General features: G+C 69.8%; 17 protein-coding genes. All 17 read left to right on the top strand.

Going from position 1 to position 19323, the window contains the following annotated elements; genetic code table 11:
- Positions 1-51 precede the first annotated feature (51 nt).
- The gene (gene alaS / locus J5V96_RS12200; protein WP_208504137.1) at positions 52-2712 is read left to right on the top strand and encodes an alanine--tRNA ligase; all 2661 of its coding nucleotides are present in this window, start codon (positions 52-54) and stop codon (positions 2710-2712) included.
- Positions 2709-3176 carry a Holliday junction resolvase RuvX gene (gene ruvX / locus J5V96_RS12195; protein ID WP_208504135.1) on the top strand — a complete coding sequence of 156 codons (468 nt, stop codon included), beginning with the start codon at positions 2709-2711 and terminating at the stop codon, positions 3174-3176. The genes alaS and ruvX overlap by 4 nt, the downstream gene beginning before the upstream one ends.
- Before the next feature lie 9 nt (positions 3177-3185).
- Complete coding sequence (gene mltG, locus J5V96_RS12190) at positions 3186-4679, top strand: endolytic transglycosylase MltG (RefSeq protein ID WP_236014758.1); 1494 nt, start codon at positions 3186-3188, stop codon at positions 4677-4679.
- Positions 4680-5537, top strand: coding sequence for a shikimate dehydrogenase family protein (locus J5V96_RS12185; RefSeq protein WP_208504133.1), 858 nt, complete (start codon positions 4680-4682; stop codon positions 5535-5537).
- A 4-nt stretch (positions 5538-5541) separates the two neighbouring features.
- Positions 5542-6762, top strand: a complete 1221-nt coding sequence (gene aroC, locus J5V96_RS12180; RefSeq protein WP_208504131.1) for a chorismate synthase — start codon at positions 5542-5544, stop codon at positions 6760-6762.
- Positions 6746-7384 carry a shikimate kinase gene (locus J5V96_RS12175; RefSeq protein ID WP_208504129.1) on the top strand — a complete coding sequence of 213 codons (639 nt, stop codon included), beginning with the start codon at positions 6746-6748 and terminating at the stop codon, positions 7382-7384. The genes aroC and J5V96_RS12175 overlap by 17 nt, the downstream gene beginning before the upstream one ends.
- Entirely contained in the window at positions 7374-8501 is a 1128-nt protein-coding gene (gene aroB / locus J5V96_RS12170; RefSeq protein WP_208504127.1) for a 3-dehydroquinate synthase, read from the top strand. Before J5V96_RS12175 ends, aroB begins: the two co-directional genes overlap by 11 nt.
- Positions 8502-8615: 114 nt before the next feature.
- Positions 8616-9176: an elongation factor P gene (gene efp / locus J5V96_RS12165; protein ID WP_208504125.1), complete on the top strand. Its 561-nt coding sequence runs from the start codon at positions 8616-8618 to the stop codon at positions 9174-9176.
- Positions 9177-9180: 4 nt separating this feature from the next.
- Positions 9181-9591 (top strand): transcription antitermination factor NusB, encoded by a 411-nt coding sequence (nusB, locus tag J5V96_RS12160; protein ID WP_208504122.1) that lies wholly within the window; start codon positions 9181-9183, stop codon positions 9589-9591.
- Between the two features lie 121 nt (positions 9592-9712).
- Complete coding sequence (gene pyrR / locus J5V96_RS12155; RefSeq protein WP_208504120.1) at positions 9713-10276, top strand: bifunctional pyr operon transcriptional regulator/uracil phosphoribosyltransferase PyrR; 564 nt, start codon at positions 9713-9715, stop codon at positions 10274-10276.
- Positions 10276-11241 carry an aspartate carbamoyltransferase catalytic subunit gene (locus tag J5V96_RS12150; protein WP_208504118.1) on the top strand — a complete coding sequence of 322 codons (966 nt, stop codon included), beginning with the start codon at positions 10276-10278 and terminating at the stop codon, positions 11239-11241. Before pyrR ends, J5V96_RS12150 begins: the two co-directional genes overlap by 1 nt.
- Positions 11238-12539, top strand: coding sequence for a dihydroorotase (locus tag J5V96_RS12145; RefSeq protein WP_208504116.1), 1302 nt, complete (start codon positions 11238-11240; stop codon positions 12537-12539). The genes J5V96_RS12150 and J5V96_RS12145 overlap by 4 nt, the downstream gene beginning before the upstream one ends.
- Complete coding sequence (locus J5V96_RS12140) at positions 12539-13051, top strand: PH-like domain-containing protein (protein ID WP_208504114.1); 513 nt, start codon at positions 12539-12541, stop codon at positions 13049-13051. The genes J5V96_RS12145 and J5V96_RS12140 overlap by 1 nt, the downstream gene beginning before the upstream one ends.
- Positions 13048-14202: a glutamine-hydrolyzing carbamoyl-phosphate synthase small subunit gene (gene carA / locus J5V96_RS12135; RefSeq protein ID WP_208504112.1), complete on the top strand. Its 1155-nt coding sequence runs from the start codon at positions 13048-13050 to the stop codon at positions 14200-14202. The genes J5V96_RS12140 and carA overlap by 4 nt, the downstream gene beginning before the upstream one ends.
- On the top strand, positions 14195-17497 hold the full coding sequence (gene carB / locus J5V96_RS12130; RefSeq protein ID WP_208504110.1) for a carbamoyl-phosphate synthase large subunit: 3303 nt from the start codon (positions 14195-14197) through the stop codon (positions 17495-17497). The genes carA and carB overlap by 8 nt, the downstream gene beginning before the upstream one ends.
- Positions 17494-18351: an orotidine-5'-phosphate decarboxylase gene (gene pyrF, locus J5V96_RS12125; protein ID WP_208504108.1), complete on the top strand. Its 858-nt coding sequence runs from the start codon at positions 17494-17496 to the stop codon at positions 18349-18351. The genes carB and pyrF overlap by 4 nt, the downstream gene beginning before the upstream one ends.
- Complete coding sequence (gmk, locus tag J5V96_RS12120; RefSeq protein ID WP_208504107.1) at positions 18344-19267, top strand: guanylate kinase; 924 nt, start codon at positions 18344-18346, stop codon at positions 19265-19267. The genes pyrF and gmk overlap by 8 nt, the downstream gene beginning before the upstream one ends.
- Positions 19268-19323 lie beyond the last annotated feature (56 nt).

The following is a 19323-nucleotide window of genomic DNA, read 5'->3' as shown; positions in this document are numbered from 1 at the left end:
CACACGCGCCATCACGCCGGCGCGGCGAACATTCAAGGACGAACCACCCTCATGAAGACCGCGGACATCGCGAAGCGCTACCTCGACTACTTCGAGAAGAACGATCACACGATCGTGCCGTCGGCATCGCTGGTGAGCGACGACCCGTCGATCCTGTTCACGATCGCCGGCATGGTGCCGTTCATTCCCTACCTCACGGGTGTGGTGCCGGCGCCGTTCTCGCGCGCCGCGGACAACCAGAAGTGCATCCGCACGAACGACATCGAGGAGGTCGGCAAGACCGCCCGCCACGGCACGTTCTTCCAGATGCTCGGAAACTGGTCGTTCGGCGACTACTTCAAGGAAGGCGCCATCTCCTACGCCTGGGAGCTGCTGACGTCGTCCGAGGCCGATGGCGGTCTGGGCTTCGATGAGAAGGATCTCTGGGTCACGGTCTACGAGACCGACGACGAGGCGGCCGAGCTGTGGCAGAAGATCGCCGGCCTTCCGGCGAATCGCATCCAGCGTCTCGGACGCGAGGACAACTTCTGGACCACCGGCCAGCCCGGCCCCGCCGGCCCGTGCTCGGAGATCTACTTCGATCGCGGTGCCAAGTACGGACAGGACGGCGGTCCGGCCGTCGACGACAACCGGTTCCTGGAGATCTGGAACCTGGTCTTCATGCAGAACGAGATCACCAACGTGCGCTCGAAGACCGAGTTCGACATCGTGGGCGAACTGCCCGCCAAGAACATCGACACCGGCATGGGTCTCGAGCGCGTGGCGTTCCTCAAGCAGGGCGTCGAGAACATGTACGAGACCGACCAGGTGCGTCCGGTCATCGATCGAGCCTCCGAGCTCTCGGGTCGCCGTTACGGCGCGGAGCACGGCGACGACGTGCGCTTCCGGGTCATCGCCGACCACGTCCGCTCCTCGCTGATGCTCCTCTCGGATGGAGTCACTCCCTCGAACGAGGGCCGTGGGTACATCCTGCGTCGCCTGATGCGCCGCTCGGTGCGCTCGATGCGTCTGCTCGGCGTGGAGGAGGCCACCTTCCCGGCGCTGTTCGAGGCGTCGCGCGACGCGATGAAGGAGGCGTACCCGGTTGTGGAGAGCGACTGGGATCGCATCTCGTCGTACGCGTTCGCGGAGGAGGAGACGTTCCTGCGCACGCTCACCGCGGGATCGACCATCCTCGACACCGCGGTCGCGAAGACCAAGCAGGACGGTGGCTCCACCCTGGCGGGCAGCCAGGCGTTCCTGCTGCACGACACCTACGGCTTCCCGATCGACCTCACGCTCGAGATCGCCGAGGAGGCGGGCATCGGCGTCGACCGCGACGGCTTCGACTCGCTGATGCAGGAGCAGCGTCAGCGCGCGAAGGCCGACGCGAAGTCGCGCAAGCGCGCAATCGCCGACGTGAGCGTGTACCGCGAGTTCCGTGCGCTCGGCGAGACGGCCTTCACGGGCTTCACCGACCTGCAGACCGAGTCGAAGGTGCTCGGCGTGCTGGTCGACGGTGTGTCCGTTCCCCAGGCCACCGCGGGCCAGATCGCGGAGATCATCCTCGCCGAGACGGCTCTCTACGCGGAGTCGGGCGGTCAGGTCGCCGACAAGGGCACGATCGTTGGTCCGGGCTATGAGCTCGAGGTCCTCGACGTGCAGAAGCCGGTTCCGGGCCTCGTGAGCCACACCGTCGAGGTCACCCGAGGCGAGGTCGCCGTCGACCAGCCCGCCACCACGGTCGTCGACGCGGCCAACCGCCGCGCCGCGCAGCAGGCGCACTCGGCAACCCACCTCGTGCACGCCGCCCTGCGCGACACGCTCGGCAAGGGCGCCACGCAGGCCGGCTCGCTCAACCGCGCGGGATACCTGCGTTTCGACTTCTCGTGGGGGCAGGCGCTCAGCCTCGAGACGCGCACCGAGATCGAGGAGATCGCCAACAACGCGGTGCGCGACAACCTCGAGGTCACCACCCGCGTCCTGTCGCTCGATGACGCCAAGGCCGCGGGGGCGATGGCGCTGTTCGGCGAGAAGTACGGTGAGACGGTACGCATGGTCGACATCGGCGGACCCTGGTCGCGCGAGCTGTGCGGCGGCACCCACGTGCGCACCTCGGCCGAGATCGGCCTCATCAACCTGGTCGGCGAGTCGTCCGTGGGGGCGTCCAACCGGCGTGTCGAGGCCCTGGTCGGTCTGGACGCCTTCCGTGAGCTGACGGCCGAGCGGGCGCTCGTGGCCGAGCTGACGGCGTCGCTGAAGGCTCCCAAGGACCAGCTCGCCGCCCGCATCGCCGAGCTCTCGGCCAACCTCAAGGCGGCGGAGAAGAAGATCGCCGCGTTCGAGGCGCAGGCCCTCGCCGGCCGTGTGCCGGCGCTCGCGCAGAGCGCTCAGCGCGTCGGCGCGGTCAACCTCGTCGCCGAGACCGTCGGTCAGGTCGGATCGGCCGACGACGTGCGCAGCCTCGCCACATCCGTCCGCGACCGTCTGGGCTCTGAGGCCGCGGTCGTGGCGCTCACCGGCACCGCGGGCGACAAGGTGTTCGCCGTCGTCCTCACGAACGAGGCGGCGCGCGCCGCGGGTGCGAAGGCGGGGGTTCTCGTCAAGGCTGCGCTCGAGGCCCTTGGCGGTCGAGGCGGCGGCAAGGACGACATGGCACAGGGCGCCGGCTCGGACGCCTCGGCGATCCCGGCCGCGCTCGACGCCGTGCGCGCGCACCTGCAGCGCTCGTGAGCGGCTTCCGTCGCGGTGTGCGACTCGGCGTCGACGTGGGCAAGGCTCGCGTCGGCGTCGCGAGGTGCGATCCCGACGGCATGCTGGCGGTCCCCGTCGAGACGGTGCCGCGCGACGAGCGCTCGATCGCGCGGCTCGTCGAGCTGGCGGCCGAGTACGAGCCGCTCGAGTTCGTGGTCGGCCTTCCGCTGAACATGCGCGGTGAGGACACGCTCTCCACCGCCGATGCGCGCGAGTTCGCGGGCCTGCTGGCGGCCGCGCAGAGCGCGCCCGTCCGCCTGGTCGACGAGCGTCTCAGCACCGTCACGGCGCACACTGCCCTGCGTCAGTCCGGCAGAACCCAGAAGGGTTCTCGTAGCATTGTCGATCAGGTCGCCGCAGTGGTGCTGCTCCAGCACGCCATCGACAGCGAGAAACGCACCGGGGCGGCCGCCGGTATCCCTGCCGGCCTACCCGAGGAGTAAGAGCCGCGTATGACCGAGCCCTCTCGCGAGATGCCCCCGCTCACGCGCCGCCAGGCGCGCGAGCTCGCTCGCACTGGTCAGATCCCGATCGTCGGCGAGACGCCGGCGGAGCCCTCTCGAGCGGGCGAGGAGGCGAACGAGGTGCCGGAGCCGCGCGCGGCTTCCGCTTCCGCTGAGCCGAAGCCGGAGCCCGCTCCCGGCGGCGCGAAAGAGACGGGGCAGCCCGAGACGGTCGCCTTCGATGCGCTCCTCGACGTGGAGGAGCGGCGCGCCGCGGCGGCGGCAAGCGAGCCCGCACAGGACCCGACGCCCGCTCCGGCGCCGACTGCGGCGCCGACTCCGGCGCCGGCGTCGCTCGAGGATCTCTTCGCACCCGAGCGCGAGGTCGCCGTGAAGAAGAAGCGTCGCGGGCTCGGATGCCTGATCGCCTTCCTGATCTTCGCCCTGATCGCGGGGGGACTCACCGTGAGCGGCATCTGGGCCTGGAACAACTACGGCACGGTGATCGCGGAGAAGCTCGGCTGGGACGGGCCCGACGATTTCGAACCCGGTCAGGCGACGGGGGAGGTGCTCATCACGATCGAGAGCGGCGATGACGGCTCTCGCGTCTCGAACACGCTCTTCGAAGCGGGAGTGACGCTGAAGGCCGATTCGTTCTACGACCACCTCATCTCGGTCGGAGAGACGACGCCCGACTTCTTCCCGGGCGTCTATCGCCTGCAGAAGCAGATGACCTCGGCGGCGGCGTGGGAGGCGCTTCAGGATCCGGCCAACAAGCTCGAGAACACCGTCGCGCTCCAGGAGGGGTGGACGGTGAACGGCACGATCGAGGCCGCGTCGGTCGGCCTCGACATGCCCCTCGATCAGCTGCAGGCCGCCGTCGCCGATCCGTCGGTCTACGGCGTCGCCGCAGACACCCTCGAGGGCTGGCTGTTCCCGGCGCACTACACATTCGATCCGGATACGACCGCGCAGGATGTGATCCAGGCGATGGTCGATCGCACACGGGAGTCGCTCACGGCCGCGGGGGTCCCGGCCGGCGATGAGCAGCGGATCCTGACGATCGCGTCGATCATCCAGCGCGAAGGTGGATCGGCCGATTTCGGCAAGGTGGCGCGGGTGATCCTGAACCGCCTCGATCCGGACATCTCAGACACCCAGGGTCTGCTGCAGATGGACTCGACCGCGCAGTTCGGCTATCGCCAGACGCACCCGGACGCGCCGGAACAGGAGAACGCCTTCAGCACGGAGGAGCAGCTGGCCGATCCGAACCCGTGGAACACGTACGTGCACGCCGGACTGCCCGCGGGGCCGATCGCGAACCCCGGCGACGATGCGATCGCCGCCGCCATGAACCCCGAGGCGGGGGACTGGCAGTACTTCGTCACGGTCGATTTCGAGACGGGCGAGACGCTGTTCGCTGCGACCCTCGCGGAGCACGATCAGAACGTGGCGAAGCTGCACGCGTGGTGCGAGGCGCATCCGGATCACGCGGGCTGCTGAATGAGCGCGACCCGTCTCGCGGTGTGGGGTGACCCGATCGCGCACAGCCGCTCGCCGCAGCTGCATGGAGCGGCCTATGCCCTGCTCGGCCGCGACTGGACGTTCGAGCGGGTGAGGGTGCCCGAAGCCGAGTTCGATGCGGTGCTCGGAGGTCTCGACTCCACGTGGCGAGGTCTCGCGGTCACCATGCCGCTGAAGGAGTGCGCTTGGCGAGCCTCCGGTTGGCGCGACCGACGCGCCGAGCTGACCGGCGCCGTGAACACCCTGCTGCTCCCCGGCGCCGACGTCGATCGTCCGTCGGGCGCGCCCGCTGATCGTCCGATCGGCTTCAACACCGACGTCGGCGGGATCGTCGCGGCCCTCGCCGACGAGCAGATCCGCGCGCTCGGATCCGTGCGCATCCTCGGCGCGGGGGCGACCTCGGCCTCCGCACTCGTCGCCGCCGCGGAGCTGGGGGCGGAGCGCATCTCCCTCGTGGCACGTCGTCCTGAGCGCGCTCAACCGCTCGTGGAGATCGCCGAGCGGCTCGGACTCACCTCGGTCGTCGAGCCCTTCGGTGGCGGTCACGCCCCCGCGGATCTCACGATCGCCGCTCTGCCGGGAGGCGCACAGCTGCCCGAGGCGCACGTCGACGGCCTCGTCGAGAACGGGGGGCCGCTCTTCGATGTGGCGTACCACCCGTGGCCCTCGCAGCTGGCGACCCGCTGGCACGGCGCCAAGGCGATCGCGGGGTTCGGAATGCTGCTGCACCAAGCCGTGCTGCAGGTGCGGATCTTCACCACGGGGGACATCGACACCGCCCTGCCCGACGAGGCGGCAGTGCGCGGGAAGATGCGCGCCGCGGTCATGGGAGACTAGAGCAATGCTCCGCGTGCTCACAGCCGGCGAATCGCACGGCCCCGAACTGATCGCCGTCATGGAGGGTCTGCCCTCGGGCGTGCCCATCCTCGCCGAGGACATCCAGGCCGACCTCCAGCGCCGCAAGCTCGGCTACGGCCGGGGATCGCGCATGAAGTTCGAGCAGGACGAGCTCACGATCTCCGGCGGCGTCCGTCACGGGCTGTCGCTCGGCAGCCCCGTGGCCCTGCGCATCGGCAACACCGAGTGGCCCAAGTGGACCGAGGTGATGAGCGCGGCGCCGTCCGAGCTCACCGAGAAGTCGCGCGGACGCGGCGCCGCGCTGACCCGTCCCCGCCCCGGTCACGCGGACCTCGTGGGCATGCAGAAGTACGACTTCGACGAGGCGCGCCCGATCCTCGAGCGTGCGAGTGCCCGGGAGACCGCGGCGCGGGTCGCGCTCGGTGCCGTCGCGCGCTCGTTCCTCGGCGAGCTCGGCATCCGTCTCGTGAGTCACACGCTGTCGATCGGACCGGTGCGCGTGCCCGAGGGCGCACCGCTGCCCACGCCCGACGACGTCGACGCGCTCGATGCGGATCCGCTGCGCTGCTTCCACGCGGAGACCTCGGCGCTGATGGTGGCGGAGGTCGACGAGACGAAGAAGGACGGCGACACCGTCGGCGGCATCGTGGAGGTGCTCGTCTACGGCCTTCCGCCGGGGCTCGGCTCTCACGTGCACTACGACCGTCGTCTCGACGGGAAGCTCGCGCAGGCCCTGATGAGCATCCAGGCGATCAAGGGCGTCGAGGTCGGTGACGGCTTCGAGACCACCCGTCGGCGCGGCTCGGTCGCGCATGACGAGCTCTTCGCCACGGAAAACGGCATCGCGCGCGGCACAGACCGCGCGGGTGGCATCGAGGGCGGCATGTCCACCGGCACGGTCCTGCGGGTGCGTGCCGGCATGAAGCCGATCGCGACCGTGCCCCACTCGCTGCGCACGGTCGATGTCGCCACGGGCGAGACCGCCGGTGCGCACCACCAGCGTTCGGACGTCTGTGCCGTCCCCGCCGCGGGGGTCGTGGCCGAGGCGATGGTCGCCGTCACGCTCGCGGAAGCCGTGCTCGAGAAGTTCGGCGGCGACTCCGTCAAGGAGACGCGACGCAACCTCGAGTCGTACCTCGCCGCGATCGACGAGAGCCTGCGCACAACCGCGGAGCCGGTCGATCTGCATGACCTCGCCCACTGACGCGGAGGGGCCACGGGCGCTGCGGGCGGTTGTGCTCGTCGGACCCATGGGGGCGGGCAAGTCGAGCATCGGCCGCCGCCTCGCCAAGACGCTCGGCGTGACCTTCCGCGATACCGACAGCCTGATCGTGCGCGAGCACGGCCCGATCACCGAGATCTTCGCCGAGCACGGCGAGCCGCACTTCCGCGACCTCGAGCACCGCGCGGTGCTCGAGGCGATCGCCCACGGCGGTGTCGTCGCCCTGGGCGGTGGGGCACCGCTGCACCCCGGCACACGTGACGCGCTGCGCGCACACCACGTGGCGCTGCTCACGGTCGACGCAGAGGTGGTCGCGGCTCGCATCCGCAACCAGAAGCGTCCGCTGCTCAACACCGATGACGATCCGGTCGACGCGTGGATCCGGATCCGCGACGCGCGGGATCCGATCTATCGCGACGTCGCGGACGCGACGTTCGACACGTCCCACGGTCCGCTCTCCGACGTCGTGAAGGCGATCGCGGAGTGGGTGCGCACCGAAGACCCGGACTACGCCGCCGCATCGGCCGCGCCGGCGGAGCAGACGGGCGCGGAGGACACGGACGACGACCCCCAGGACGAGAAGGAGAGCGACGATGAGCGCTGAGACCACCGAGACCGTCATCCACGTCAAGGGCACGCCCGGCTACGACATCACCGTCGGCCACGGTGTGGTGTCGCGCGTCGCCGCGGCTCTGCCGTCCGCGGCGCGCAAGGTGCTTGTCGTCCACCCGCCGACCCTCGGCGCGCAGGCAGCCGAGCTGCGCGAAGCGCTGATGGCTGACGGCACCCGGGATGTGCTGCTCGCGGAAGTGCCCGACGCGGAGGCAGGCAAGCGCATCGAGGTGGCGGCGTTCTGCTGGCAGATCCTGGGCCAGGCCGATTTCACGCGCACCGATGCGATCGTCGGCTTCGGAGGCGGTGCGGTGACCGATCTCGCGGGCTTCGTCGCGGCCAGCTGGCTGCGCGGCGTCGAGATCGTGCAGGTCCCCACCACCGTGCTCGGCATGGTGGATGCGGCCGTCGGCGGCAAGACCGGGGTGAACACCGCCGAAGGCAAGAACCTCGTCGGGGCCTTCTGGGCGCCTCGCGCGGTCATCTGCGACCTGGATCTGCTGCGGACACTGCCCGAGAACGAGGCCCTCGCGGGCTTCGCGGAGGTCGTCAAGGCGGGCTTCATCAAGTACCCCGAGATCCTCGACATCGTCGAGGCCGATCCGGCCAAGGCGATCGACGTGAGCACGCCCGAGTTCCGCCGCTGCATCGAACTCGCCATTCAGATGAAGGCGGATGTCGTGGGGGAGGACTTCCGCGAAGCGGGACTCCGGGAGATCCTCAACTACGGACACACCCTGGCCCACGCGATCGAGCACGCGGAGCGCTACCGCTGGCGCCACGGGGCCGCGGTCTCGGTGGGCATGATGTACGCCGCCGAGCTGTCGCGCCTGGCGGGCCGCCTGTCGGACGAGGCCGTCGACCGGCACCGCCGCGTGCTCGAACTGCTCGGGCTGCCGACCACCTACCGCCTCGGTGCGTGGCAGACCCTGCTGGCCACCATGCAGCGCGACAAGAAGGCCCGCGGGGGGATGCTGCGCTTCATCCTCCTCGACGACATCGCAAAGCCGACGGTGCTCCAGGCCCCGGACGAGTCGCTGCTCTTCGCCGCCTATCAGGAGGTGGGCGCCGAGGAGGAGGGGCGCTTCATCCGCACCGGCCGCCCCTGAGGCGCGTCTCCAGGGAGAGCCGCAACCCGACACGCTAAGATCGGCTCTCGGCCTCAACGGCCACGTACTTGCGCGCGATCAGCGCGACTCAATCGAACGAAACGGGAACCCACCATGGCATCCACCGCAGACATCAAGAACGGCGTCGTGCTCAGCATCGACTCCCAGCTCTGGAGCGTCGTGGAGTTCCAGCACGTCAAGCCGGGCAAGGGCGGCGCGTTCGTTCGCACCAAGCTCAAGAACGTCGTGTCGGGCAAGGTCGTCGACCGCACGTTCAACGCCGGCGCGAAGGTGGACATCCAGAACGTCGACCGCCGCGACTACACCTACCTGTACAACGACGGCGAGAACTTCGTCTTCATGGACCAGAAGGACTACGACCAGATCAACGTCGCGGCCGCGACGGTCGGCGACGGCGCGAACTACCTCCTCGAGAACCAGGAGGTGACGATCGCGCTGCACGACGGCACGCCGCTGTACGTCGATCTTCCCGCCTCGGTGATCCTCGAGGTGACCTACACCGAGCCGGGCCTGCAGGGCGACCGCTCGTCGGCCGGCACGAAGCCCGCCACCCTCGAGACCGGCGCCGAGATCCAGGTCCCGCTGTTCCTCGAGCAGGGCACCCGCATCAAGGTCGACACGCGCACCGGCGAGTACCTCGGCCGCGAGAAGTGAGCGCGTGAGCGCCCGCACCAAGGCGCGCAAGCGCGCCCTCGACATCCTGTTCTCCGCGGACGTGCGCGGCGACGACCTCTCGGTCGCCCTGGCGGCCGAGGCGAAGCGCGCCTCGTCCGAGCCCGCCCGCCAGGCCTCCTGGCTCTATGCCCGTGAGATCGTGGACGGCGTCATCGACGCGGCCGAGGAGATCGACGAGCAGATCTCCACGCACAGCCGCGACTGGAAGATCGACCGCATGCCGGCCGTCGACCGGGCGCTTCTGCGCATCGCGACGTGGGAGATCCTGCACAATCCCGACGTCCCCACCGCGGTGGCGATCGACGAGGCGGTGGAGCTCGCCAAGGAGTTCTCCACCGACGACTCGGGGGCATTCGTGCACGGAGTGCTCGCGCGCATCTCGCGCTCCAGCTGAGGTCTCAGCGGAACGGGTCGGATCCTTCGGGGTCCGGCCCGTTCCGCGTCTGCGGGCCGGTATGATGGGATCACCTGCACCTTTTAACACCGTCCTGTGAGGCGGAGAAAGGAGAAGGCCGATGAGCACGCCCAGACGGACTGTGCTGCATGACGCCGACATCGCACGCGCTCTGACTCGGATCGCACACGAGATCCTCGAGTCCAACAGGGGCGCGGATGATCTGATTCTGCTCGGCATCCCCACTCGCGGCGTCAACCTCGCTCAGCGCCTGTCCACGCTCATCGAGCGTTTCGGAGGCGCGGCGGTGCCCGCGGGGTCGCTCGATGTCACGATGTACCGCGACGACCTGGCCAAGCACCCCACGCGCACGCCCAGCCCGACGGCCATTCCCGCGGGCGGGATCGACGGCAAGGTGGTCGTCCTGGTCGATGACGTGCTGTTCTCGGGTCGCAGCATCCGGGCCGCGCTCGACGCGCTGAACGACATCGGCCGCCCGGCCGCCGTGCGACTCGCCATCCTCGTCGACCGAGGCCACCGCGAACTGCCGATCCGGCCCGACTTCGTCGGCAAGAACCTCCCCTCTGCGCGGTCGGAGCGTGTCAACGTGCGCCTCTCCGAGGTCGACGGCGGTGTCGACGAGGTCACGATCGAGGGCCCGACGAACGAAGGGGACGCGGCCTGATGCGCCATCTGCTCGACACCCGCACCCTGCGCCGCGAGGACGCGATCCGCATCCTCGACGTCGCCGAGGACATGGCCGACACCCAGTCTCGCGAGGTCAAGAAGCTTCCCACGCTGCGGGGGAAGACCGTGGTCAACCTGTTCTTCGAGGACTCCACCCGCACGCGGATCTCGTTCGAGGCGGCGGCCAAGCGCCTGTCGGCGGACGTGATCAACTTCGCGGCGAAGGGCTCCAGCGTCTCCAAGGGCGAGAGCCTGCAGGACACGGCTCAGACCCTTCAGGCGATGGGCGCGGATGCCGTCGTGATCCGCCACGGCGCCTCGGGGGCGCCGCGCACGCTCGCGACCTCCGGCTGGATCGAGGCGGGCGTGGTCAACGCCGGGGACGGCACCCACGAGCACCCCACCCAGGCGCTGCTGGACGCCTTCACGATGCGCAAGCGCCGCTACGGCGCAGACAGTCGAGGGCGCGACCTCTCGGGCTTCGGCGTCACCATCGTGGGCGACATCCTCCACTCGCGCGTCGCACGCTCGAATGTCTGGCTGCTGCACACGCTCGGCGCTGACGTCACGCTGGTCGCCCCGCCGACGCTCCTGCCGCAGGACACCTCAGCATGGCCGGTGACGGTGCGCTACGACCTCGACCAGGCGATCGCCGACGAACCTGACGCGCTGATGATGCTCCGCATTCAGCTCGAGCGCATGAACGCCGCGTATTTCCCCTCTGAGCGGGAGTATTCGCGTCGCTGGGGGCTCGACGCACGTCGCCTTGCCAGCCTTCCGGAAGGTAGCATTGTGATGCACCCCGGGCCCATGAACCGGGGCCTGGAGATCTCCGCCGAAGCCGCCGACTCGCCCCGCTCGACCGTGCTCGAGCAGGTCAAGGCCGGCGTGTCCGTGCGGATGGCGGTGCTGTATCTGCTGCTGACCGGCCAGAACACTTCGACCACGGAGGAGGAGCGATGAGCGAGACGTTCCTCATCACCGGCGCTGCCATCGAGGGCGCGGACCGCGCCGATCTGATCATCGAGAACGGCGTGATCGCCGAGGTCGGCACGGGCTTGTCCCGCGCCGGCGCGACCATCATCGACGCGGACGGCCTGATCGCCCTTCCGGGCCTCGTCGACCTGCACACGCACCTGCGCGAGCCGGGGTACGAGGCCAGTGAGACGATTCTGACGGGCACCCGCGCGGCGGCGGCGGGCGGCTACACCGCGGTCTTCGCGATGCCGAACACGTCTCCCGTCGCCGATGTCGCGGGCGTCGTCGAGCAGGAGCTCGCACTCGGCGAGGCGGCGGGCTACGCCACCGTGCAGCCCATCGGCGCGGTCACGGTGGGGCAGAAGGGCGAGCGCCTGGCCGAGCTCGGCGCCATGGCCGACTCGCGCGCACGAGTCCGTGTGTTCTCCGATGACGGCTTCTGCGTCTTCGATCCGCTGATCATGCGCCGCGCGCTCGAGTACGTGAAGGCCTTCGACGGCGTCGTCGCGCAGCACGCTCAGGATCCGCGCCTCACGGAGGGCGCGCAGATGAACGAGGGCATCGTGTCCGCCGAGCTCGGCCTGGCCGGCTGGCCCGCGGTCGCCGAGGAGTCGATCATCGCGCGCGACGTGCTGCTCGCCGAGCACGTGGGCTCGCGCCTGCACGTGTGCCACCTCTCGACCGCCGGATCGGTGGACATCATCCGCTGGGCCAAGAAGCGCGGCATCGACGTGACGGCCGAGGTCACCCCGCATCACCTGCTGCTCACGGATGAGCTCGTGCGCGACTATGACCCGCGCTTCAAGGTCAACCCGCCCCTGCGCACCGCCGAGGACGTGCAGGCCGTGCGGGAGGGACTCGCCGACGGCACGATCGACATCGTCGCCACCGACCACGCGCCGCACCCCGCTGAGGCGAAGGCCTGTGAGTGGCAGGCGGCGGCCAACGGCATGGTCGGGCTCGAGAGCGCCCTCCGCGTCGTCCACCAGTCCATGGTCGAGACCGGGCTCATCGACTGGGCCGACGTGGCGCGGATCATGTCGTACACCCCGGCTCGCATCGGCCGCCTGGCCGGTCACGGCACCCGCCTCGAGGCGGGTCAGCCCGCCGAGCTGGCCCTGTACGACCCCTCGGTCGCCGGCGTCTTCACGCGGGACGACCTGCACGGGCGCAGTGAGAACTCGCCCTACCTCGGGCGCGACCTCCCTGGCCGAGTGCAGTGGACGATCCACCGTGGCTACGCGACGGTCGCCGACGGGGCGCTCGTGGAGCTGGTGCGCTGATGACACAGGAGATCGCCGCCCTGCTCTTCGCCCTGCTCGCCGTGGTGGGTCTCGCGCTGATGGCGTGGGGCTGGCGGCGGCGCGCACGGCGCGACGCGGCTGTCGTGGCCCCCGTCGGCCCGGTGCGCGGGGCGATCCGCGCATCGTTCGAGGGCCTCTACGTGGCGACCACGCGTCACTGCGAGCCGCTGGAGCGACTGAACGTCCAGCCCCTCTCGTTCCGCTCACGGGTCTCGGTGAGCGTCACCGACGAGGGCGTCGCCCTCGACCTGCCCGGAGCGCCCACCGTGTTCATCGCGTCCGAGCGCCTGCGCGGCGCCGGACGCGCGACCTGGACCATCGACCGCGTCGTCGACGGCGACGGACTCGTGCTGCTGGCATGGGCCCCCGACGACGACACGGTCTGCGACACCTACGTACGTCTGCAGGACGCGGATCCCGATGCGCTCGTCGCCGAGATCCTGCCCCTCCTGACTTCTCACGATTCCACCCAGATGGGAGCACAGCGATGACATCGCTCCTCGACCGCGATCCCGCGGTCCTCGTCCTCGAAGACGGCACGCGCTATGTCGGCAACGCCTACGGCGCCGTCGGCACCACCCTCGGAGAGGTGGTCTTCACGACCGGCATGACCGGCTACCAGGAGACCCTCACCGACCCGTCCTACGCCGGCCAGATCGTGCTGCAGACTGCGCCGCACATCGGCAACACGGGCGTCAACACCGAGGATCCGGAGTCGCGGCGCGTCTGGGTCGCCGGCTACATCGTGCGCGACCCCTCGCGCGTCGTGTCGAACTGGCGCGCGGAGGAGTCGCTCGACGACGCGCTCGAGCGCGACGGCATCGTCGGCATCTCGGGCATCGACACGCGCGCCATCACGCGGCACATCCGCTCGGCGGGCTCCATGCGCGGTGGTGTGTTCTCGGGCGAAGCCGCGGCGATCGACGCCGACGAGCAGCTGCGCATCGTGCAGGAGGCCCCGCAGATGACGGGCCAGAACCTGTCCGGAGAGGTCTCGGTGGATGTCGCCGCGGTCACTCCTGCTGAGGGCGAGAAGATCGGCAACCTCGCCGTCATCGATCTCGGCATCAAGCAGGCGACCGTCAACAACCTCGCCCGCCGCGGCTTCGAGGTGCATGTGCTTCCCCAGTCCGTGACGCTCGAGGAGATCCAGGCGATCGAGCCGGTCGCGGTCTTCTACTCGAACGGACCCGGCGATCCTGCGGCCTCGGCCGCCCACGTCGACCTGCTGCGCGGCGTGCTGTCGGAGGGTCTGCCCTTCTTCGGCATCTGCTTCGGCAACCAGCTGCTGGGTCGTGCCCTGGGCCTCGGCACCTACAAGCTGCCCTTCGGCCACCGCGGCATCAACCAGCCGGTGCGCGACAAGCTCACGGGACGGGTCGAGATCACCGCCCACAACCACGGCTTCGCAGTCGACGCGCCCGTCGAGGGCGAGTTCGACACCGACTTCGGCCGCGCCGAGGTCAGCCACGTGGGTCTCAACGACAACGTCGTGGAGGGCCTGCGCGCCCTCGACATCCCCGCCTTCTCGGTGCAGTACCACCCCGAGGCCGCCGGCGGACCGAACGACGCCAACTATCTCTTCGACCGCTTCAAGGACATGGTGGTCGACCACATCAGCAAGAAGGACTCGAATGCCTAAGCGCGACGACATCCAGTCCGTCCTCGTCATCGGATCGGGCCCGATCGTCATCGGCCAGGCCTGCGAGTTCGACTACTCCGGCACCCAGGCCTGCCGCGTGCTCCGCGAGGAGGGCGTGCGCGTCATCCTGGTGAACTCGAACCCGGCCACGATCATGACCGATCCGGATTTCGCCGATGCGACGTACATCGAGCCGATCACGCCCGAGGTGATCGAGACGATCATCGCCAAGGAGAAGCCGGATGCGATCCTGCCGACCCTGGGCGGGCAGACGGCGCTCAACGCCGCCATGGCCCTGCACGAGCGCGGCATCCTCGAGAAGTACGGCGTCGAGCTGATCGGCGCGAAGGTCGACGCCATCCGCAAGGGCGAGGACCGCCAGATCTTCAAGGAGCTGGTCATCGAGTCGGGCGCCGAGGTGGCGCGCTCGGTCATCGCGCACACGATGGACGAGGTGCTCGCCGGCGCGGAGGAGCTCGGCTACCCGCTCGTCGTCCGTCCGTCCTTCACCATGGGCGGTCTGGGCTCCGGTTTCGCGTACGACGAGCAGGACCTGCGCCGCATCGCCGGTCAGGGCCTGCGGGAGTCGACGACCACCGAGGTGCTCCTGGAGGAGTCGATCCTCGGTTGGAAGGAGTACGAGCTCGAGCTCATGCGCGACACGGCCGACAACACCGTCGTCGTGTGCTCGATCGAGAACGTTGACCCGGTGGGCGTCCACACGGGCGACTCGATCACCGTGGCGCCCTCGCTCACGCTGACCGACCGCGAGTACCAGAAGCTCCGCGATATCGGCATCGACATCATCCGCGCCGTGGGCGTCGACACCGGCGGCTGCAACATCCAGTTCGCCATCAACCCCGACAACGGCCGCATCATCGTCATCGAGATGAACCCGCGCGTCTCGCGCTCTTCGGCGCTCGCGTCGAAGGCGACGGGCTTCCCGATCGCCAAGCTGGCCGCGAAGCTCGCCCTCGGCTACCGTCTGGACGAGGTCCCCAACGACATCACCCAGGTGACGCCCGCGTCGTTCGAGCCCACGCTCGACTACGTGGTGGTGAAGGTGCCGCGCTTCGCGTTCGAGAAGTTCCCGGCCGCCGACCCGACCCTGACGACGACCATGAAGTCGGTCGGCGAGGCGATGGCGATCGGCCGCAACTACACGACCGCGCTCCAGAAGGCGCTGCGCTCGGTCGAGAAGCGCGGATCGTCCTTCCACTGGGGCGACGAGGAGCGCTCGGTGGAGCAGCTCCTGGAGGAGTCGAAGACGCCGACGGACGGCCGGATCGTGCTCGTCCAGCAGGCCCTCCGCAAGGGCGCGACGATCGAGCAGGCGTTCGATGCCACCAAGATCGACCCGTGGTTCCTCGACCAGATCGCTCTGATCAACGAGGTCGCCGATGTCGTCGCCGACGCCGATGAGCTCGACGAGCGCGTGCTGCGCCTCGCGAAGGAGCACGGCTTCTCCGACGTCCAGATCGCGCAGCTGCGTGGTGTCTCCGAGGTGGAGGTGCGCACCGTGCGCCACGGTCTCGGTCTGCGTCCCGTGTTCAAGACCGTCGACACGTGCGCCGGCGAGTTCCCGGCCGCGACGCCGTACCACTACTCGAGCTACGACTTCGAGACCGAGGTCACGCCGTCCGACCGCAAGAAGGTCGTCATCATCGGCTCCGGCCCGAACCGCATCGGCCAGGGCGTCGAGTTCGACTACTCGTGCGTGCACGCGTCGTTCGCCCTCTCGGCGGCCGGGTTCGAGACCATCATGGTCAACTGCAACCCCGAGACGGTGTCGACCGACTACGACACCTCAGACCGTCTGTACTTCGAGCCTCTGACGCTCGAAGACGTGCTCGAGGTGCTCCACGCGGAGTCGCAGTCCGGTGAGATCTACGGCGTCGTCTGCCAGCTGGGCGGTCAGACCCCGCTCGCGCTCGCAAAGGGCATCGAGCAGGCCGGCTACACGATCCTGGGCACCAGCCCCGCCGCGATCGACCTCGCCGAGGACCGCAAGCTCTTCGGCGAGATCCTCGAGCGCGGCGGCCTCGTCGCCCCGCGCAACGGCACTGCCACGAACGAGGCTGAGGCCGTCCGCATCGCCGAGGAGATCGGCTACCCGGTGCTCGTCCGCCCGAGCTTCGTGCTCGGCGGCCGCGGCATGGAGATCGTCTACGACACCGCCAGCCTGCGCGACTACTTCGTCCGTATCGCCGAGCACGCCATCATCGGCGAGGACGCGCCGCTGCTGGTCGACCGCTTCCTGGACGACGCGGTCGAGATCGACGTCGACGCGCTCTACGACGGCACCGAGCTCTACATCGGCGGCGTGATGGAGCACCTCGAGGAGGCCGGCATCCACTCCGGCGACTCGAGCTGCGCGCTGCCGCCGATGTCGCTCGGTCGGACCGAGATCGACCGCGTCCGCGAGGCCACCCTGGCCATCGCGCAGGGCGTCGGCGTGCGCGGTCTGCTGAACGTGCAGTTCGCGATCAGCGCGGGCGTGCTCTACGTCATCGAGGCGAACCCCCGTGCCAGCCGCACGGTCCCGTTCGTGTCGAAGGCCCTGGGCATCCCGCTGGCCAAGGCGGCCTCGCGCATCATGGCCGGTGAGACGATCGACGCCCTCAAGAACGAAGGCCTGCTGCCGCAGATCGACGGCTCGCGCGTGCCGCTGGACTCGCCCGTCTCCGTCAAGGAGGCCGTGCTGCCCTTCAAGCGGTTCCGCACCAAGGACGGGCACATCGTCGACTCGGTCCTCGGCCCGGAGATGCGCTCGACCGGCGAGGTCATGGGCATCGACCGCGACTTCCCGACGGCGTTCGCGAAGAGCCAGTCGGCCGCGTACGGCGGCATCCCGCAGTCGGGCACGGTGTTCATCTCCGTCGCCGACGCCGACAAGCGCGACGTCCTGCTGCCGGCGCACCGCCTCCAGCAGCTCGGCTTCTCGATCCTCGCCACCGAGGGCACGGCCGAGATCCTGCTGCGCAACGGCATCGAGGCGGAGGTCGTGGGCAAGTTCAGCCAGACCCAGGAGAGCGGCGGCGAGAACATCGTCGATCTGATCAACGCCGGTCGCGTCGACATGATCGTCAACACCCCGAGCGGCACGTCCGCCCGCGCCGACGGCTACGAGATCCGCGCGGCCGCGGTGGGCGGCGACAAGGCGCTGTTCACGACGATCGCCACGGTCGGCGCAGCCGTGTCCGCCATGGAGACGATGCGCGGCGGGTTCGACGTGAAGTCGCTCCAGGAGTACGCGATCGAGCGCGAGCAGCGGGTCGCCGTGGAGGCCGTGTGACCCACTCGTTCGGAGAGCGCGCCCGTGCCGCCATCGCGCGGCACGGGCACCTCTGCGTCGGCATCGACCCTCACGAGCCTCTTCTGGCGTCGTGGGGGCTGAGCGCCGACGCGGCTGGCGTGCGCGAGTTCGGCCTGCGTGTCGTTGAGGCAGGCGCGGGGCGGGTCGGCTTCCTGAAGCCGCAGGTGTCCTTCTTCGAGCGATTCGGGTCGGCCGGCATCGCGGCTCTCGAGGAGGTGCTCGCGTCCGCGCGCGCGGCGGGCATCCTGGTGATCGCCGACGCGAAGCGCGGCGACATCGGCTCGACGATGGACGCGTATGCGGCGGCCTGGCTGACCCCGGGCTCGCCGCTCGAAGCCGACGCGCTGACCGTGAGCCCGTACCTCGGCGTGGGCGCGCTCTCGGGCACCTTCGACATCGCGCGGGAGCACGGCAAGGGCGCATTCGTCCTGGCCGCCACCAGCAACCCGGAGGCCACCGGCCTGCAGCGCTCGACGACGTCCACGGGATCGACCGTGTCCGCCGATGTGATCTCGCAGGTGTCGGCGCGCAACGCCCAGGATGCCGCGGAAGGCGAGTGGGGGAGCCTCGGCTTCGTCATCGGCGCGACGGTCGATTGGGCGCAGGCGGGTCTGACGCCGTTCATGCCGTTCGCCCCGATCCTCGCGCCAGGCTTCGGGCACCAGGGAGCGCGTCCCGACCAGCTGGTCGCGGTCTACGGCGAGATGGCCCCGGCCGTCGTCGCCAGCGAGAGTCGCAGCGTCTTGTCCGCCGGGCCGGATGGCATCGCACCCGCGATCGCCGCAGCCGCCGCGGCGTATCCCGCCGTCCGCGAGGGGAGTTCGCATGTCTGAGGCCGTCACCCCGCCTTCACAGCGCCCGCCCGAGGTGGACCGCGCCGCGGCATCCCGCCGCGCCGTGGCCGCCCGCCGAGCGCGCGCCGCGCTCAAGCGCGATCTCGGCACGCGCGTCGTCAGCCCCCAGGAGGTGCTGCGTCGCGCTGTGGCTGACCCGGCATCGCCGGCGGGCACGATGCGTGTACCCGATTTCCTCACGTCCCTTCCCGCCATCGGCGAAGGCAAGCGCGACCGCATCCTCGCCGAGCTCGGCATCTCGCCGGTCAAACGCCTCGGCGGCCTGGGCAGCCGGCAGCGCGCCGCGCTCGAGGCGTGGCTCGACGGACGGATGCCGGAGCCGGTCGCACGCCCGGGGCGCAGCCGCCTGCTGGTGCTCGCGGGGCCGACCGCGGTCGGCAAGGGCACCGTGTCGGCGAAGATCCGTGAGGACAACCCCGACATCCTGGTGTCGGTGTCGGCGACCACGCGTCCTGCTCGACCCGGCGAGATCGACGGGGTGCATTACTACTTTGTGGACGATGCGGAGTTCGACCGCATGCTCGCGGAGGACGAGCTGCTCGAGCATGCCGTTGTGCACAACAAGTATCGTTACGGCACTCCGCGCGGACCGATCGAGAAGGCGCTGGCCGAGGGCCGCACGGTGCTGCTCGAGATCGATCTGCAGGGCGCGCGTCAGGTGCGCGCGGCCGATCCGCGTGCGTCGCTGGTGTTCCTGCTCCCGCCGAGCTGGGACGAGCTCGTCTCCCGTCTGGTGGGCCGCGGCACCGAGGACGAGGAGGAACGGGCGCGACGACTGCGCACGGCGCGCGTGGAGCTCGCGGCCCAGAGCGAGTTCGACTTCCACATCGTGAACGAGGACGTCGCCACGGCCGCGCAGCAGGTCGTAGACTTGGCACATGCTTCCGGGCGCTGATTCGTCGCGCGCGGCTTTCTGAACCGATACTTCTGACACTGTCGCGACTGACGTCG

It is taken from the genome of Microbacterium stercoris, from assembly GCF_017592545.1.
Lineage (GTDB): Bacteria > Actinomycetota > Actinomycetes > Actinomycetales > Microbacteriaceae > Microbacterium > Microbacterium stercoris.
This window is presented reverse-complemented; position numbering and strand designations above follow the sequence as displayed.

What these genes read in the sequence shown, in the direction of transcription:
- J5V96_RS12185 (WP_208504133.1), top strand. Translation starts at nt 4,680, where the DNA reads ATGAGCGCGACCCGTCTCGCGGTGTGGGGTGACCCGATCGCGCACAGC.
- J5V96_RS12175 (WP_208504129.1), top strand. Translation starts at nt 6,746, where the DNA reads ATGACCTCGCCCACTGACGCGGAGGGGCCACGGGCGCTGCGGGCGGTT.
- gmk (WP_208504107.1), top strand. Translation starts at nt 18,344, where the DNA reads ATGTCTGAGGCCGTCACCCCGCCTTCACAGCGCCCGCCCGAGGTGGAC.
- mltG (WP_236014758.1), top strand. Translation starts at nt 3,186, where the DNA reads ATGACCGAGCCCTCTCGCGAGATGCCCCCGCTCACGCGCCGCCAGGCG.
- alaS (WP_208504137.1), top strand. Translation starts at nt 52, where the DNA reads ATGAAGACCGCGGACATCGCGAAGCGCTACCTCGACTACTTCGAGAAG.
- J5V96_RS12145 (WP_208504116.1), top strand. Translation starts at nt 11,238, where the DNA reads ATGAGCGAGACGTTCCTCATCACCGGCGCTGCCATCGAGGGCGCGGAC.
- carB (WP_208504110.1), top strand. Translation starts at nt 14,195, where the DNA reads ATGCCTAAGCGCGACGACATCCAGTCCGTCCTCGTCATCGGATCGGGC.
- pyrR (WP_208504120.1), top strand. Translation starts at nt 9,713, where the DNA reads ATGAGCACGCCCAGACGGACTGTGCTGCATGACGCCGACATCGCACGC.
- aroC (WP_208504131.1), top strand. Translation starts at nt 5,542, where the DNA reads ATGCTCCGCGTGCTCACAGCCGGCGAATCGCACGGCCCCGAACTGATC.
- J5V96_RS12150 (WP_208504118.1), top strand. Translation starts at nt 10,276, where the DNA reads ATGCGCCATCTGCTCGACACCCGCACCCTGCGCCGCGAGGACGCGATC.
- J5V96_RS12140 (WP_208504114.1), top strand. Translation starts at nt 12,539, where the DNA reads ATGACACAGGAGATCGCCGCCCTGCTCTTCGCCCTGCTCGCCGTGGTG.
- aroB (WP_208504127.1), top strand. Translation starts at nt 7,374, where the DNA reads ATGAGCGCTGAGACCACCGAGACCGTCATCCACGTCAAGGGCACGCCC.
- efp (WP_208504125.1), top strand. Translation starts at nt 8,616, where the DNA reads ATGGCATCCACCGCAGACATCAAGAACGGCGTCGTGCTCAGCATCGAC.
- carA (WP_208504112.1), top strand. Translation starts at nt 13,048, where the DNA reads ATGACATCGCTCCTCGACCGCGATCCCGCGGTCCTCGTCCTCGAAGAC.